Source organism: Nocardia sp. NPDC004604, assembly GCF_040609795.1.
Classification (GTDB): domain Bacteria; phylum Actinomycetota; class Actinomycetes; order Mycobacteriales; family Mycobacteriaceae; genus Nocardia.
Genome location: NZ_JBEXLC010000086.1, coordinates 22,653 through 36,932, shown reverse-complemented (window position 1 = coordinate 36,932; position 14,280 = coordinate 22,653). Strand labels below are relative to the sequence as shown.

The 14,280-nt window shown below is 63.2% G+C and carries 18 protein-coding genes; 5 read left to right on the top strand and 13 right to left on the bottom strand.

Annotated elements, in window-relative coordinates:
* The 5 genes from ABZW16_RS27655 to ABZW16_RS27635 all read right to left on the bottom strand — a co-directional run.
* A partial coding sequence (locus ABZW16_RS27655; RefSeq protein WP_354958980.1) for a hypothetical protein occupies nt 1–939 on the bottom strand: 939 nt, incomplete at its 3' end.
* Nucleotides 936–1,241, bottom strand: a complete 306-nt coding sequence (locus tag ABZW16_RS27650) for a WXG100 family type VII secretion target (protein WP_354958979.1) — start codon at nt 1,239–1,241, stop codon at nt 936–938. The genes ABZW16_RS27655 and ABZW16_RS27650, both read right to left, overlap by 4 nt.
* Nucleotides 1,238–1,573 (bottom strand): WXG100 family type VII secretion target, encoded by a 336-nt coding sequence (locus ABZW16_RS27645; protein ID WP_354958978.1) that lies wholly within the window; start codon nt 1,571–1,573, stop codon nt 1,238–1,240. Before ABZW16_RS27645 ends, ABZW16_RS27650 begins: the two co-directional genes overlap by 4 nt.
* Before the next feature lie 74 nt (nt 1,574–1,647).
* Nucleotides 1,648–1,935, bottom strand: coding sequence for a DUF2510 domain-containing protein (locus tag ABZW16_RS27640; RefSeq protein ID WP_354958977.1), 288 nt, complete (start codon nt 1,933–1,935; stop codon nt 1,648–1,650).
* A gap of 956 nt (nt 1,936–2,891) precedes the next feature.
* A complete protein-coding gene (locus ABZW16_RS27635; protein ID WP_354958984.1) occupies nt 2,892–3,290 on the bottom strand; it encodes an ATP-binding protein in 399 nt (132 codons plus the stop codon).
* Nucleotides 3,291–4,838: 1,548 nt separating this feature from the next.
* Between ABZW16_RS27635 and ABZW16_RS27630 the strand changes: the two genes are divergently transcribed.
* The 3 genes from ABZW16_RS27630 to ABZW16_RS27620 all read left to right on the top strand — a co-directional run bounded on the left by ABZW16_RS27630 (nt 4,839) and on the right by ABZW16_RS27620 (nt 7,395).
* Nucleotides 4,839–5,117, top strand: coding sequence for a hypothetical protein (locus tag ABZW16_RS27630; RefSeq protein ID WP_354958976.1), 279 nt, complete (start codon nt 4,839–4,841; stop codon nt 5,115–5,117).
* On the top strand, nt 5,107–6,183 hold the full coding sequence (locus tag ABZW16_RS27625) for a competence protein CoiA family protein (protein ID WP_354958983.1): 1,077 nt from the start codon (nt 5,107–5,109) through the stop codon (nt 6,181–6,183). Before ABZW16_RS27630 ends, ABZW16_RS27625 begins: the two co-directional genes overlap by 11 nt.
* A gap of 96 nt (nt 6,184–6,279) precedes the next feature.
* Nucleotides 6,280–7,395 carry a hypothetical protein gene (locus tag ABZW16_RS27620; protein ID WP_354958975.1) on the top strand — a complete coding sequence of 372 codons (1,116 nt, stop codon included), beginning with the start codon at nt 6,280–6,282 and terminating at the stop codon, nt 7,393–7,395.
* A gap of 34 nt (nt 7,396–7,429) precedes the next feature.
* Here the strand turns inward: ABZW16_RS27620 and ABZW16_RS27615 are convergent, their stop codons facing one another.
* Entirely contained in the window at nt 7,430–7,597 is a 168-nt protein-coding gene (locus ABZW16_RS27615) for a hypothetical protein (RefSeq protein ID WP_354958974.1), read from the bottom strand.
* A gap of 698 nt (nt 7,598–8,295) precedes the next feature.
* On the opposite strand from ABZW16_RS27615, the gene ABZW16_RS27610 reads away from it, so the two are divergent.
* On the top strand, nt 8,296–8,421 hold the full coding sequence (locus ABZW16_RS27610; RefSeq protein ID WP_354958973.1) for a hypothetical protein: 126 nt from the start codon (nt 8,296–8,298) through the stop codon (nt 8,419–8,421).
* A 238-nt stretch (nt 8,422–8,659) separates the two neighbouring features.
* Here ABZW16_RS27610 and ABZW16_RS27605 read toward each other — a convergent pair whose 3' ends face one another.
* The 6 genes from ABZW16_RS27605 to ABZW16_RS27580 all read right to left on the bottom strand — a co-directional run bounded on the left by ABZW16_RS27605 (nt 8,660) and on the right by ABZW16_RS27580 (nt 11,354).
* Nucleotides 8,660–8,785, bottom strand: a complete 126-nt coding sequence (locus tag ABZW16_RS27605; RefSeq protein ID WP_354958972.1) for a hypothetical protein — start codon at nt 8,783–8,785, stop codon at nt 8,660–8,662.
* A gap of 262 nt (nt 8,786–9,047) precedes the next feature.
* On the bottom strand, nt 9,048–9,386 hold the full coding sequence (locus ABZW16_RS27600) for a hypothetical protein (protein WP_354958971.1): 339 nt from the start codon (nt 9,384–9,386) through the stop codon (nt 9,048–9,050).
* Between the two features lie 105 nt (nt 9,387–9,491).
* Nucleotides 9,492–9,932, bottom strand: coding sequence for a hypothetical protein (locus tag ABZW16_RS27595; RefSeq protein ID WP_354958970.1), 441 nt, complete (start codon nt 9,930–9,932; stop codon nt 9,492–9,494).
* On the bottom strand, nt 9,929–10,258 hold the full coding sequence (locus ABZW16_RS27590; protein ID WP_354958982.1) for a DUF4254 domain-containing protein: 330 nt from the start codon (nt 10,256–10,258) through the stop codon (nt 9,929–9,931). The genes ABZW16_RS27595 and ABZW16_RS27590 overlap by 4 nt, the downstream gene beginning before the upstream one ends.
* A 165-nt stretch (nt 10,259–10,423) precedes the next feature.
* Nucleotides 10,424–10,894: a hypothetical protein gene (locus ABZW16_RS27585; RefSeq protein WP_354958969.1), complete on the bottom strand. Its 471-nt coding sequence runs from the start codon at nt 10,892–10,894 to the stop codon at nt 10,424–10,426.
* 154 nt (nt 10,895–11,048) lie between these two features.
* On the bottom strand, nt 11,049–11,354 hold the full coding sequence (locus tag ABZW16_RS27580) for a hypothetical protein (RefSeq protein WP_354958968.1): 306 nt from the start codon (nt 11,352–11,354) through the stop codon (nt 11,049–11,051).
* Between the two features lie 258 nt (nt 11,355–11,612).
* On the opposite strand from ABZW16_RS27580, the gene ABZW16_RS27575 reads away from it, so the two are divergent.
* The gene (locus ABZW16_RS27575; protein ID WP_354958967.1) at nt 11,613–13,004 is read left to right on the top strand and encodes a serine hydrolase domain-containing protein; all 1,392 of its coding nucleotides are present in this window, start codon (nt 11,613–11,615) and stop codon (nt 13,002–13,004) included.
* Here the strand turns inward: ABZW16_RS27575 and ABZW16_RS27570 are convergent.
* The gene (locus ABZW16_RS27570) at nt 12,985–14,172 is read right to left on the bottom strand and encodes a helix-turn-helix transcriptional regulator (protein ID WP_354958966.1); all 1,188 of its coding nucleotides are present in this window, start codon (nt 14,170–14,172) and stop codon (nt 12,985–12,987) included. The genes ABZW16_RS27575 and ABZW16_RS27570 overlap by 20 nt on opposite strands.
* Nucleotides 14,173–14,280 lie beyond the last annotated feature (108 nt).

The following is a 14,280-nucleotide window of genomic DNA, read 5'->3' as shown; positions in this document are numbered from 1 at the left end:
GTGGAAGGCGTCGATGGTGCCGACGGCGCCGGCCGCGAGGCTGGTGAGGCCGATGATTCGGACCATTTGGCTGGCGCGGTAGGAGGTTTGGATCGCGTTGATGGTGAGGGCAACGTCGGCATCGATGGCGGCGGCTGCGGCGACGGCGGAGGAGCCGAGGCTGAACAGGAACGCGACACCGGCGGTGATGGCAATCAGGCTGATGGACAGCTCCAGCGCGTTGATCGCTGTGGCGTTGTCGTTGCCGAGGGCGACGGTCGCGTCGTGGTAGTCCTTGACCGGTGCGGCCATCTTCTGGGAGGCGGTAGCGACGGTGTCGGCGGCGGTTTTCAGGGTGGTGAAGTGGTCTTGGAGTAGTTGCCGGTTGGTGGGGTCGTCCATGCCGTCGAACAGGGCTGAGATGGCGGAGATGCGGGCGGCGGCGCCGGTGATGGTGTCGTGGTTGGCGAAGGTGTTCCAGATGGTGTGGGCTTTGTCGAGTTTGGTGTGGTCGCCGTTGGGGAGTTTGCCGAAGGCGGCGAGGACTTTGGCGACGAGTTTGTCCAAGAACTCCTTCAGCCCGCCATGGTCGGTGAAGCCGATCCCGTTATCGTGCACCGAAGACGGGATGGTGACCTTGTACTCGCCGACTTCCTGGGCATGGATGCGGGGCGGGGCGGGGTTGCTCTTGTTGGCGGTGCCGTAGTGGTAGCCGTTGGCGTACAGCACGGCACCGTAGTTGGTGAGGGCGTTGGCCAGGCTGGAGCAGGCTTGCATGGTCTGCCGGGCGGCTTGGTCGTAGGCCTCGCCCCATTGTTTACAACCAGGTGCGTCTCCGGCCATTCCGACGCATTCACCTTTGACCGCATCGTGGACTGGTTTGTCGGCTTTACGGAGGTCGTCGGCGAGGTCGTGGCATTTCTTGGCGGCGTCGTAGTAGGTCTGCCAGTCGACGATCATGCCTGCCCGGACTGCAGCATGCGGCGGTTGACGTCGATGGCGCGGGTATAGCGGCCGTGCGCTTTCTGCGCGGCGTCGCTTATGGTGGCGATGCCTTCGGCGAATTCGCGGGCGGCCGTGAGCCATTGGCTGTGTGCGTCGGCGTAGGCGCTGGCTGCGGCGGATTCCCAGCTGCCGCCCTGCAGGGCTGCGACCTTGTGGTCGAGTTCGTCGAGGTGATCGTGCAAGAACCCGGCCAAACCGTTGAGACGCGACACGATCTGGTCGAGTTGGTCGAGATCGACGCTGAATTGGGAGCTCATGGCAGGTCCAGGCTGGAGATACCGGACGCGTTGCCGGTGTCGGTGTTTTTGTAGTTGGCCGCGGTGACGCCCAGCTTTTCCGCGAGCGAAGTCAACGCTTGCATGAGTTGTGTTCCACCGTCGCGGGTTTCGGTCCACCCGGTGGAGAATTCGTCGGCTGCGTCGCCGGTCCAGTCGGACGTGAGCAGGGTGTCGACCTCGCGGGCAGCGGAATCGAGGGCTTGTTTCATGGTGTCGGCGATGTTGTAGACGTACTGGCCGATCGCCTGCACATCATCGGGCACGACTGACAGATTCTGGCCAGATCCGGTAGGCCCCCCGCTATCTCCCATGCACACGACGATAACGGCATTCTGTCTCGGGCGTCCACACAGCTGTCGGCTGTGTCGATCGCTCCGCGCGTACGTCAACCCGACATGGTCGCAGCGTATTCGGACCCGGATATAGGTTCAGTCCAGCCCTGGCCGTCCCACCATTGTTGGCGCGTGGGGTCATTGGGCGATGGGTACCAGCCTGGCGGTGCGGTTGGGGCAGGTAGATCGTGGGTCGTACTGATCTCGGCATGGTCGGCACCGCGATTCGCTGCCGCTTTCGTCTGTCCGATCGCGCCAGCAGCGCGCTGTAGACGAGAAAGGCTGTCACCAGCCAAAGCGGTATCGCCAGCCAGATAAGTCCGCCTACAGTGGCCGCACACGCTATGCCCCCGACGATCAACGCGAAGAAAGCGACACCGATCTCGGCCTCGCGGCCGGCTGAGGCCGCGGGCGGGCTCGTCCGAGCAGCGGGTGAGAGTGCTTGTCTGGGGCGGCCGTTCGGTCGCGCACCGATGGTCTTGGTGTCGTAGATGCAGTGCGCGGTATCCCGCACCGTCCGTTGGACACGACCATCGGCGCGGCGTGTCAGTCAGACGGGGCCAGGACCGGCACTGAAGCCGAACCTCGATTTCGAAGCGGTGAAACGCACCGGACCGAACTTTCTCGTCAAGCAGACCATCGGCTGCTCCTGGCAGATTTTTCGAGCGACAGAGCGATGCCGACGAGGTACGCGATCTTCGCGGCCCACGATGCCATGTAAGCCAAGTCTTCGACACTGCCGCCCTTGTGTTCTGCGCCGGTTCCGGTGTCGGGTCGGCCTTCTTCGACTCCGTCTGCTTGGGTGGAGTCTTGGTCGGCGCGGCCTTGGTAGGTCCGGTGTTGCGCGTGCGGGTGCTCTTGCGAGTGGAAATGAATTCTCCCAGTCGAACAACTATGGCTAATAGTTGGCCATAGGAACGAAAAAGACAGAAATATCCTGTCTCGCATGAGTTCACACTGTGGAACTGTCAAATCGGTGTTTCGCAGCAGCAGGCCGCCGCCTCGGCACCGTGATCCGCGCCGCTGGGCAGCGTACCCGCAGCCAGATCGCCGGATCGCGGGGCGCGGCTTCCACGTCCGGTTCGTAACCGACCTGGTGGCCTCACCTGCCGGGCCACCGCCGGTCATCTATCTGCGAGTCGCAGCGAGGTTGTCACCGAGCACAGGTCGTAGTTGTCAGCGCTGCCGGGATCCGGCATGTCGGAGTGTGGACTCGCCAAGAGCGCTTTTGCCGCGCCGCGGCGTGCGCAGTCAGGGTCCGAGTCGTCGGCCGATCGGGTTATTAGGTCACATGCGTTCATGCATCTGGGGGCACCCACTTCCACATCTCCACCAGCGTCCCCTGTCCCGGCGTGGAGTCGATCACCAGCCGGTCCATCAGCCGTCGGGCTCCGGGCAACCCCAGGCCGAGCCCGCGGCCGGTAGAGTAGCCATCCTCCAGCGCGTGAACTGTATCGGGAATGCCGGGTCCCTGATCTTCTGCTTGGATTACGAGCGCTTGGCGGCCTTCCCGGTCGTCGACGAACAGCCGGATTTCGCCTGTGCCGGCGTAACTGGTGATGTTGCGAGCAATTTCGGCCACGGCCGTGGCGATCATGGTCATGTCGGTAAGACTGAACCGAAGTTTGCTCGCCAGTTCTCGCGCGGTCTGACGCACGGTCACGATGTCGCCGGACAGTTTCACCGCGATCGCAATGGTGCCGAAGGCGCCGCCTGACAGAACCAACGCGTGCTCTGCGCCCGGTGGACTTGCCTGGGGCGAGAACGCATTTGCTGCTGGCGATTCTGCCAACGGTATGTGGGTCAGGCCGTCGTGCAAGGTTCTGTTGGAAGCCGCAGCCCGTCCCGCCCTACGTAAAGTAATGCGCGCTTGCTGCTCCGCCTCGACCTTGACTGCGCATTCCTGGCAGTCGGAAAGATGTTGGGCGGCACGCAGATAGGCGTTCATCCGCAACTCGCCGTCCACGTACGCCTCGATTGTCTCACTGTTCAAATGCTGGAGAGCCATCTGGCGGTTGCTGCTCGAGGAAGCCCGGACGCCGGTAGAAGCGTCTGCCTGCTGCGAGGCGACGGCGCGCTTCAGACCAGCCAATCCAGCCTCCACGTTGTACCGGTACGTTTCGTCGTTCTCGGCGAGGTAGTCGTCCAGTTCCTCGAACGCCCTGCCGATGGAGACCACGGCGGGCTTGACGACACCACTGTGCTCCTCGTTGCTCATGAGAGCGCACCTCCTCCGCCGAAGAATTCGTTGTGCGGGCCTTCGCCTTTCGATCCCGGCGACCGACGCTCCGGACTGCGCCGCCGTCTGTCCCAGTCCGATCAGTCACGCCGCCTTCCCATCATGTCTGGCGAGTCCAGCGTGCGGAAGGTGTGCGCTCCGTACGGGGTTTGACATGTAACGGCTGACTTGGGGAGACAGATTCTCCTGCTGCACTGCTCGGTCTGTATCCGCGTAACCGGAGGATGGAAGACGCTGTCGGTGAAACCGAATGAGAATTGACACTTCTGGCAAGATCACCGCTGGTCAACAAGTGTGTTCCCCGCGCACGCGGGGATGATCCGGCGATGCCGCATGAGCACCACGAACGGACAGTGTGCTCCTCCGGTAGGCCCACAGGCGGCGGCGTTTGCGGTCTTGCTGAAACAGATTCCCCTGCTGGATCTTTACTGGATCTTTTGGTCCGGACACACCCGAATACGGCACCAGCTGGGCGCATGGTCAGCAGGTGAGTCTGTGCATGTAGATGTAGGAAACTGAAGCCATCCGACGGTGGCTGTATCGGTGTCCGTCATAACCCAGAGATCTCAGGTCTAGATTGCCCCGAGGAGCGAAGCCTCTGTGCAGTTCGAACCCGAGGACCAGGGCGGCAGCCGAATTCGTCTCCGCTATGTGATTAGCGCCGGTGGAACGCGTTTCCTGAGCGCTCGGGGCGTGCTCGACCGCTGTTCTGGCCATTCCGGCGGCGGGGAGCCTCATTGAAGCGCAAGCAGACGCCGCAGGGCTTGATCACGGGCCCACTGCCAATGATGTGGATGGTCTACTGCTGGAACACCAAACGGTCGACACCAGAGCCTGGCCGTCGTACCATCAGGAGAGGCCGCATGTAGTAACACCCGAACTCGTGAACCTCGATCTTCCCGGCGCTCAACATAACTGACATATTTTTCAGAGCGAACAAGCTCTTCCAAACAAATTCTTAGCCGGACCTCACATACAACCTCAGTCGAATAGCGCGGCCTCGTAATGGCTTTCCGCGCGGCTGCCGCCGCGCGGAAGGTCGTCGCCTATTCCGAGAAGGGTGTCTTCGAGGTGCGTTCCTACAACCTCACGGTCGCGCTCGACACTGTGCGCCACCAATACATCTGTGCGCCAACTGATCCCGCCGACTCGCGCATGAACCAGCTTCGGCGCGCGAGCTATAGCGGGGACCGGACACTGGTGTGCGCTTTGTGCTATGCGGGGGTAGGTGCGACCCCGGGCACACGGGTCCCGGTGGTGGTGAAGGCGCCGCATCCGCGGTGACCGACGGCCCCATTTCGCGCACCCGCCCGGCCGAGGACTAGCCGGAGGAGGGCATGAGCCGGAGTCGGTGTGGCATCTGGCAAGCAAGGTGTCGCTCGAGGCGTGGGCTCGAACCCAGCCGGGTGTCATCGATGTTCGCACCGAGGTGTGGCTGCTGAGCCGCGCACGACGATGCGACATCCGTGTCGTTTTCGCTGATGGCAGCCACGTTGCCGTCGAGGCGCAGAGCTACCGGTTGACCGATGCCGAATGGACCGCTCGACACGACGACTACCGGCGCAACGGTGTCGTCGACGTTTGGCTCTGGCACCCCGACAGCCCTATTCCCGGGGTTGTCCTCGGCGAAACCGAACCCCCACAGCAGTTGTGGACCTTCGATCCTCAGGTTGCTTCGGCCACATTGATGGTCGGAGCACCACATCACCACCAACCGTTCTCAGGCGACTGCGACGCCGCTTATCGTGTGCAGCACCTGCCGCCTTGCGTAGGAGACGACCTCGTTCTCCACGAATTCCCGCTGTCCGACCTGATTTTGACGCCCGAGGGCATCACAGTCCCGGAAGGACTGACGAGACGGCTGGCAGAAGAACAAGAGCAGGAACGTCTTCGGGCCAGGGCAGCGGAGGACGAACGCGTGCAGGCACGACCACTACCGAGCCTGGCCCCACGACTGACGATCGTGCCCACCAATGTCGGATCCACCTCGACTGTGAACAAAACTGCCGCGCCATCCGAGTTCCGTGCCCCTGCTGCATCGGCGCAGCTCGACTGGTTGGTTCTCCAGAACGCTTTGATGGCCGCCGGACATGACATCGAATATCGCGATGCCCCCAACCTGCCGTTGCCCAGGACAAGCCCGCGGCCGGTGCGATGTGTCATCTGCGGTGACCTATTTCCGCCGGACCTCCATCCCGCAGCTGTCCCGAAGTGCCATCCACAGGGGAGCGACCGAGTCGTCCGCACGATCGAACCCACAGTTCGTGTCGGCCATGCGGGCTATCGTGAGATTTCGGCGACCCCATCGGATCCGCCGAGCGGCGAAGCGATCAGGAGGGGCGCGTCGTGACTGATGACACCGTTGCAGAACTGGCGTTGTCATGGGGGATCCGAGATTGTTCTGTGGCCACCGAAAGGTTTCACCAACCCGGACGGGGAGCGGGAAATGGCCAGTCGTTTGGACATTGACTTCGTCGTCATCGAGGGCTCGGAGCCCCTTGAGGTGTTGCAGTCTGCGTCGCGCGTCGAGGCCGACCGTGTGATCAGCCAGCTATCCGCCGCGGCGGCCGATGGTGGTCCGGTGGCGCGGAATGTCCATGCGGCGGCGTTGGGCCTTGTCGGACGCCTCGAGGAGGCCGAGGTGATGTGGTCGTCGTTGACTGGCGACCATCCAGGCTTCGTGGAGGGTTGGCTGAATCTGGCTAGCGTCCAATGCCAACTCGGCCAGGTCGAGCAGGCGATCGAAACGTTGGAGGCGTGCAATCTGAACGCACGTGAGGAACTCGAGTACGTTGTCTCTGCCCGGTTGAGAGCTCTCCGGCAGCATCACGCCGCTGCTCTGCTGGATCGGGAGATGCTGAGCTTGCGTGTCGCGGCGCTGCGAGAAAGGTTCGCGCTCTGCGTTGCCGAGCCGGGTGATCTGAAGCTGTTGGCTGTCTCGTTGTCGAAATTGCACGATCTCGGGAATTCGGGGGTTCGCACAGCAGAGGTGGCGGCGGCCGCGCGGCAGGCGTATTCGGCAGACCCCAGTGACGTGCCCATGCTGGAGTTACTGGCCCTGTATCTGCTCGCCATCAAGCAATATGCCAGCTGCGCTGTGGCGGTGCTCGAGCTGGAGGAGAGGGCGCCGCACTCCCGGCTGCTCGAGGCACTGCGCACTGGCCTCTCCACCGAGGAGGCATCGCAGATCGGGTTTCGGTACACGCCGCCCGGAAATACCGGCGCGGCGGAGGAAGTGCGTGAATGGAGCAACGCGGACCCTGAGACCATCGGCATCGATGTCCGGCTCATGACTCAGGATCTGCGGGGGTTCCTGCTGGCTGGGGAATTCTCCAAGGGGGTCGTTCTGGCTGACCATCTTGCCGCGATAGCCGACGAGGACTATCTGGTGCATCTCCGCATCTCGATGGCCTATTGGCTCCACGGGGAACGCAATCGGGCGCTCGGCCACCTCTGGAGGGCGCATGAGTTCGCGAAGACCCCGGAGGAGCATCGAATGATCGACCATAGTTTCTTCAAAGAGTTCCTGCATCGGAATGGTGGGGCACGCGACCGTGATTGAGAGCGAGCTTGCCCGTCGGCTACTCACGGTGGATTCAGTGGCGGAAATCGGCTTCCTTCTCTCCAGAACGGACGAATCGTTCGATGTCAGGGGGCTGGTTGCCGAGTTGGACGCTCGCGCTGACAACTTGGAAACGGCCGCGCGGCGGCGGCGACCCAAGGAGGCGGCATATCTGCGCTTCCTCGCCCGACAAATCGAACAAGAGCGCACCTTCTCGCCTCCAGGCCGCGCGGTGGAGCCCGAGGATCGTCCCCGACTCGTAGGACGTCTGTCCCCAGTCCGGTGGTGGAGGAGGCGGCGCAATAGTCTCGAGCGGAAGGTGTTGGAACAGTTAGCTTCCACGGATCTGGATGGGTCGGTGGTAGCCACCTATCGCCGAGCCGGCACACCGCATTTGGATCCAGCCTCGATCGCCTGGTGCGCCGCTTCACCACATCGGACTCTGCCGGTCTTGTTGGGAAACCGAACCTCCCCGAGACTCGGAAGCGCACAGTGGGTCCGCGGGATTGGGAATTGGTGGAGCAGATTACCGACGGTCTCGCGGCCCAGGGATACGGGCATCTGAAGGAGTTGGTGCAGCGGATTGTCGAGGGGGAGAACGGTCTGGAATATAAGGGCCTGCTTGAGCGGCGGTCGTCCTGGGAGCCCTCACCGCCTGGTTGCAAACCAAAGCGGCGATCAAGGTCCGCAGGCGAGACGGCAAGACTGAGTTCGAGTTCCAGCTCATCAAGAACGCCACCCCGCCCGGGACGATCCACCAACTGGCCTCAGCGGTGATTGGGCTACTCAAGGGCATCCCACCACAGCAATGAAGGCCGCTTCGCCCGCCCTGTCACGAAACTCATAACAGGAAAACTTAGCGACTTTTCGCGTCACTGGACCCCGTGTGCCCTTCAGGAGATGCTGCGGATCCGCGGCGTCTGCGAGCACATCGCCGGCGGCGGCACCGCACTACCCGACCATTGCCGCGCCGCCGAACGGAGCGCCCAGGTTGCGGACTTCGTGTATTGGCAGCATTTCGCGTAGCGGGGTCCTTCGGTTGATGCTCAGGTCTCCAGCATCGGATGATGTTGCAGGTTAGTGTGATTCGGCCCTGTTCCAGTCGCGGTCGATTACTGTGGCCGCTCGTGACTTACCGGTCGCCGGGCTCGTTCGTGGTTCCGCCGATCGTGCGGCGGGTGCGCAATCAGGAACCGGATTTGTCGTATTTGCCTGTTGGACTGCGGAGCCGGGTGACTGCGGCACTGGCCGCAGCTCCGGTTGATCATCGGACCGGCAGGCCGGTCGCGCCGCGGCTGCGGCGGGTGATCCTCGGGCCGAGGGGTTGCCCAGCGGTGAACTCGTCCGCCAGGCCGCCCTTCAGGTCACCGCGGACGGCTGCATCTGCCAAGCCTGCCGCACCAGTTGGGCACCCACCCACTACCGGCTTCTCGCGGCCGCACTCGGATGTGAGCTTCCTACGGGTGTCCTCGAATAGCACGGCAGAACAACGGGTTAGCGCGGCGAGTCCGACCAGAGCAGGCAGGGACGTGTGTCGATCCATCATTGGTCGTCGGCCGGTTCGCCGTCGGGGCCACGATTGGACGGTGCATCCACCATGAGCCACCCCACGACTCGTTTCCAGTAATGTACGAAAAGTGGTGTTGGGGTGGTCATTTCGTCTTCTCGATGTGCCCGTGGAGGCTATGTAGTGTCCGGATTTTGTCGGCAAGATGGTGGTCCAGCTCGCTGAATTCTTCTGATGGCATCGGTCCGGTCGCGGATCGCTGCGCAGATTCGACAGCACTGGACTGGTCTTCCGGTACGGCGACCGATGTGTATTCCATTCTGAGCGTGTCCAGGGCGCGGCCGAGAACCAAACACTGAGGCGGGCAGCCGTGGTGAATGGTCATGGCGCGGATCGCGTCGATCTCGGTGAGCACGCCTGGATCTGTGAGGCAGTCTTGCAGGTGAGCACCGTCGTCAGGATCGGGAGGCGTTGGTGCGTTCATGGCTGCTCAGTGAGATCTCGTCGGTCATCGAACATCATGCAAGGCACTCCTTTTCACGAGGAAAATTGGCGATCGGGGTGGAAATGCTGTGGGGGACAGTGCTGTTCACTGCGGTGTGGCGTGCTGAGGTAGTCGGCGGATACCGCAGGCGAGTTCGTCGGCCAAGTCCTGATAGGCGTCCGCGGCCTCGGCCAGCCGCACCGATGCGTCGTAGAACAGCACGTCCGGCGCGGCGGCGAGTGCGGTATAGGTGTGCACCGACAGCTGCGCGAGCTGGTCGATGACCTGGCCCATGGTGTGGGTGGCCAGGCGCGCGGCGGGAAGCGGGATCGGGATGGCCGCCACTAGCCATCGGTCGATGGCCGACCTCACACGGGTGCGCTGCCAGTCGATGTCCTCGAGCGCGCACAGCGGCGTGTGTTCGCGGGTTCGATGCAGTATCGCGAGTTCGCCAGCCGCATCCAGCATCGGATGGTCGATTGTGTTCGGGAACCCTCGGCAGGCGGCCAGCACCGCATCCTTGTCGGGGAGTCCTGTGGCCGTCATCGGTGATCTCCCAGGGCTGGGAGTCGCCGTGCTCGCCGCGCGAGGTCGGTGGTCAGATCGGTGTAGCCATCGACCAGTTCGGCAAGCCGGTACCAGGCCGCGTGCACGGCCGGGTCGGCGGGATCAATCGTCATCAGCAGGTGGTAGGCGTGGACCTGGGCCTCGGCCAACCGGGCTATCACCGCTCCCAACGTCTCGGTGTGCATCGTCGCGGCCGGATGCGGAAGCGGAAGATGATCAGTAACCCACACATCCACCGCGAGCACGAGTTCATCCCTGCGGCAACAACACTCACTCCCGAAGGCGGCCAGATGCCGCTGGTACATGACACCGAGCTGGTGCGCTAGCTCCGCCAGTGGGTGTGTTCCTATGTGATGCCCTCGGATCGCCGACAACAGCGCCTCACCCGAGGGGAACAACGTTGCCGCGCCAGGTTGGGAACCGTCCGAGACCGCTGCGCTCGTATCCGGACTTGGAATGGCGTGCATCGCTCACCGCCACACCACAGAAGACCGTGCCGGGCTGACGAACCGACGAGCAGCCGATGTCACGCTGGTGCGCGAGGGCAACGAATGCGCAGTTACCGGCTGCGTCACCCAGTACCACCCGGTGGGATGGTCGGTCATCGGAAACCAGACTCGTTCGCCGGACTCGAGGATCCGTACGCCGCGCTCCTCCAGTTGGGCCAGCGTGCGTACCCCGAGCCTGCCGCCCCACGCCGGGCCGACCAGAAACACCCACTCACGATTCGGTCGTGAGTAGCTGATGATCGGCACCGATACGCACCGGGTTTCCTCGAGAAGCTCCTCACGGACCTGCTTGCCGAGACCAGCGGGCATCGACACCGCACCCAACGCTGGAGTCGCGATCACCGACACGCGCTCGAACGAACACGACACCGTGAACCCCAACCCGCGATACACGTGGGCTACCTCATAGGCGCTGTGGCAGCTCTCGAACATCACCGCTCCATCCGGTGACGCCCACCGTGCTGCGGTACCACCGACAGGTGTGGTCTCGACGCCTTCCGCGCCTCGGCCGCCACCCGACGCCCCCGCGCCGCACCAGCACTGAACGACATGATCACCGACGCACGCTGCAGCGCTCGCCCATGCATCATCGGGAAATCCCCCTCCAGAAACGGGTACGCGATCGGCTTGATCGCGATTGCATGGGCGGCGGCCAGGTGCACTCGGTCGCCACCATGCCCGCAAGTTCGAGCGCGGTCAGGCCGAGGAGACTCGCACATGCCTGCATCGCGGCCCACTCGTCGGCCGCACGAAGCGCGGCGAGGGCTTGGTCGCGCGAGAAGGTCCGACCGGGCAGAAAACTCACAACCCAGCCGCCCTGTCCGACGCTTCTCGCCTGATGCAGGGTTCTGACGCTGGTCATCAACGGTTTCTCGTCGTCTTCGATCGACATGCCCACTACCTCATCTACCTATTGTTCTGGGAGACCTATGCGGGGCATCCAGATCGGTATCGGGAGATCGGATTCTGGGATGTCATTCATTGGGCCTCCTCGGATCAGAGGCACCAGCAATCGAGGGTCTGTCCTTCGACCGGCTCTGGTTCTGCAGTCACCCGATTCCTCGGTCGACAGTTCGTCAGTTTGCGGTGTCGAAAAGTGAAATGGACCGACGTTCGCGGTGCTGATTTCACCTTGGTCTGCGGAAATCCGGTGTGGAAGGACTTCGATGTGGACAGAAACTTTGTCAACAAGATGCCGCCGAGGGTGTGGGATGCTGGTCAAGAAGGAAAGGGGCGCATGGACACCGACTTCCAGACGGCGCTGGCCGCCAAGGTTGCACAGGCGCAGACCGCCGCACGGATACCGAGTTTGACCGTCGCGGTGGGCGTCGACGGCGTTCCTTACGCAGCAGCCTCATCCGGGTACGCGGACGTCGAGAACCGAACGCCGGCCACGATCGACAGCATCTACCGCATCGGGTCGATCACGAAAACGTTCACTGCGGCGGTCACGTTGTTACTGGCCCACCGCGGCGATCTGAGCCTGAACGCCACCGTCGATCGCTATCTACCCGGCACGCCGTTCGGGCATCTGCCACTTCGGATGCTGTTGTCGCATAGCAGTGGGCTGCAACGCGAAGCCCCGGTTGACATGTGGGAAAGCATGCAAGGACCGACGGGCGCCGAACTCCGGGACGCGCTTCAGGATGTTGAATTGGTCGCCGATCCGGGACAACGGTGGCATTACTCGAATCTCGGCTACGCCGTGCTCGGCCAGATCGTCGAAAATGTCAGTGGTCAACGGTGCGAAAAGCTGATTGAGCAGATGCTGCTGACTCCTCTCGACCTTTCGCAGACGAGTTGGGCACGGCCCGCGGGTGCGGCGATCGGTTACCGCCTCGATCCGTATATCGCCACGGTCCATCGTGAACCGGTAATGGACCAAGCCGCGATCGGTGTCGGTGGCCAAATGTGGTCCGCACCAGGCGACCTCCTTCGTTGGGGACACGCACTGGCCGGAGGGGAACCCGACGTACTTCCCGCATCGGTCGTCGACAGCATGCACACCCTGCAGGTCATTGTCGACACCGCAGCATGGACCAAAGGCTGGGGCCTCGGGTTGATCTTGGAACGCCGAGGTGGCCGCGTCCTCGCCGGGCACACCGGCGCGATGCCAGGCTTCCAGTCGGCGCTGATGTTGGACCGTGCTACTGGAGTGACGGTGGTCGCGTTGGCCAACGCAACCCGCGGGATCAAACCTGCTGACCTTGCCGCCGAAATCCTCTGCGAGGCAATCGCATCTCAGCCAACACAACCGCCACGCGAATGGCAGCCCGTGTCGTGTCCACCGGAGATCCGTCCGCTTCTCGGCAGCTGGTGGTCGGAAGCCGACGAAGCGGTGTTCCGGTGGGAGCACGACGGCCTGCATGCGAGCCTGGCGGATGACCCACTCGCCAGCGACACCCGCTTCGAACCGGAAGGGCCGGGACGTTTCCGAGCAGCGGAAGGCCGGTTGCAAGGGGAGCTGCTGATTGTCGTGGACTCCGGTAAAGGGATCGAGATGCGTTGGGCGACTTACCCGCTCACCCGCACGCCTCGATGAAGACCTCTAACCGGTCAGCAGTTGGCGACACTCCGGTATCGCCGGATGCACTCAGTTTCAGAAGGATTGAGCGAAACATGCGCGCGACCCGAGGAGTAATGAAACCAGGTGTTACGGCATCCATCGCATGATTCACCGCCGCTGCCGCAGCTTCATCCTCACCCATTCGTAGCTGCGCCTCGGCCTGTTCCAGTTGCCAGATAGTGCGATTACGCAGAAAGACCCATGGACTGGTCGAATCCTGCTCACGCAAAGACGCGACGGCGTGCCGTGGCTGCCCGAGATCCAGCAAGCACGAACCGCGATGCCCAGCCAACGCAGCGTCATCGAACACGTCCAGCCAGACCGGGTCGGGTTCTTGCGGCTGATGCCGGGACAGCTCCGATTCGGCTTCAACGAGCATCTTGGTGCAGAGGTCGGCTTCGTCCATTCTCGCGTGTGCACGCGCGGCGATCGTCGCCACGAACGCGGCCAAGCGCCGATTTCCACTGCGCCGGGCCCATGACATCGCCCCATAGGCTCGCTCGGCACCCTGGGCTGGATCCCCGCTCCAGGTACTCATGAAAGCGGCATTCGGGCCACCCACGAACGCGATCAGGTCCATTGCGCCGATGCGTTCGGCCGTCCGCCGTGCATTGGCGAACGCGTCCTCAGCTAGCGAGACGCTGCCTCGATCGAACAGCATCCAACCGGCGAGTTGGTGCGCTTCAGCGATATTCCGCAGTAGCTGAGCCCTCTGCGACTCGCTCACTCGCGAGACAAACTTCTCGGCGGCCTTCGCCTGGGCCACCACCTCGGGCAGGCGTTTGGCTGCCATGGTGTGGTCAGCCATGCGGACCTCCATGATCAGATCACGAAGCGTCGGTTCAACGAGGTCTGGCTCCAACGAAATATCTTTAGGCTGTTGAAGAACGATATCGGTGAAAGGGGCGGCGAGCCGGTTCAGTTGGCCGCCAGCATCGAGGGCCCGGTCGAGCCGGTCGACCAAGTCGGGATGCGGCCGACGCTGTGCTGTCTCGATCCGCCACAGCAGATCGTGGCTGACCAGCACGAGTGGCGCCAACTGCCGCAATGACAGGTCGGCGGCCTTACGTCGGGCGCGCAGTTCGGCACCGAACAGCGCTTCCGCGGTTACCCGCGGATCGGATTGGCAAGGGGCCGGTCGCACGAGGCAATTATTGCCTCACACAATCCGGTTGACCAGCGATCTCGCGGCAGGCCACGGTCGGCGTGCAGTGCCAGGCCTCATTGACGCTCAACGGCGAGGTGGTCATGG

Excerpts from the sequence above, each read along its gene's own strand:
- ABZW16_RS27610 (WP_354958973.1), top strand. The coding sequence starts at position 8,296 with ATGCTGCGGATCCGCGGCGTCTGCGAGCACATCGCCGGCGGCGGCACC.
- ABZW16_RS27580 (WP_354958968.1), bottom strand. The coding sequence starts at position 11,354 with ATGTCGATCGAAGACGACGAGAAACCGTTGATGACCAGCGTCAGAACC.
- ABZW16_RS27630 (WP_354958976.1), top strand. The coding sequence starts at position 4,839 with ATGGCTTTCCGCGCGGCTGCCGCCGCGCGGAAGGTCGTCGCCTATTCC.
- ABZW16_RS27645 (WP_354958978.1), bottom strand. The coding sequence starts at position 1,573 with ATGGGAGATAGCGGGGGGCCTACCGGATCTGGCCAGAATCTGTCAGTC.
- ABZW16_RS27595 (WP_354958970.1), bottom strand. The coding sequence starts at position 9,932 with ATGACGGCCACAGGACTCCCCGACAAGGATGCGGTGCTGGCCGCCTGC.
- ABZW16_RS27650 (WP_354958979.1), bottom strand. The coding sequence starts at position 1,241 with ATGAGCTCCCAATTCAGCGTCGATCTCGACCAACTCGACCAGATCGTG.
- ABZW16_RS27585 (WP_354958969.1), bottom strand. The coding sequence starts at position 10,894 with ATGTTCGAGAGCTGCCACAGCGCCTATGAGGTAGCCCACGTGTATCGC.
- ABZW16_RS27590 (WP_354958982.1), bottom strand. The coding sequence starts at position 10,258 with ATGTACCAGCGGCATCTGGCCGCCTTCGGGAGTGAGTGTTGTTGCCGC.
- ABZW16_RS27600 (WP_354958971.1), bottom strand. The coding sequence starts at position 9,386 with ATGAACGCACCAACGCCTCCCGATCCTGACGACGGTGCTCACCTGCAA.
- ABZW16_RS27620 (WP_354958975.1), top strand. The coding sequence starts at position 6,280 with ATGGCCAGTCGTTTGGACATTGACTTCGTCGTCATCGAGGGCTCGGAG.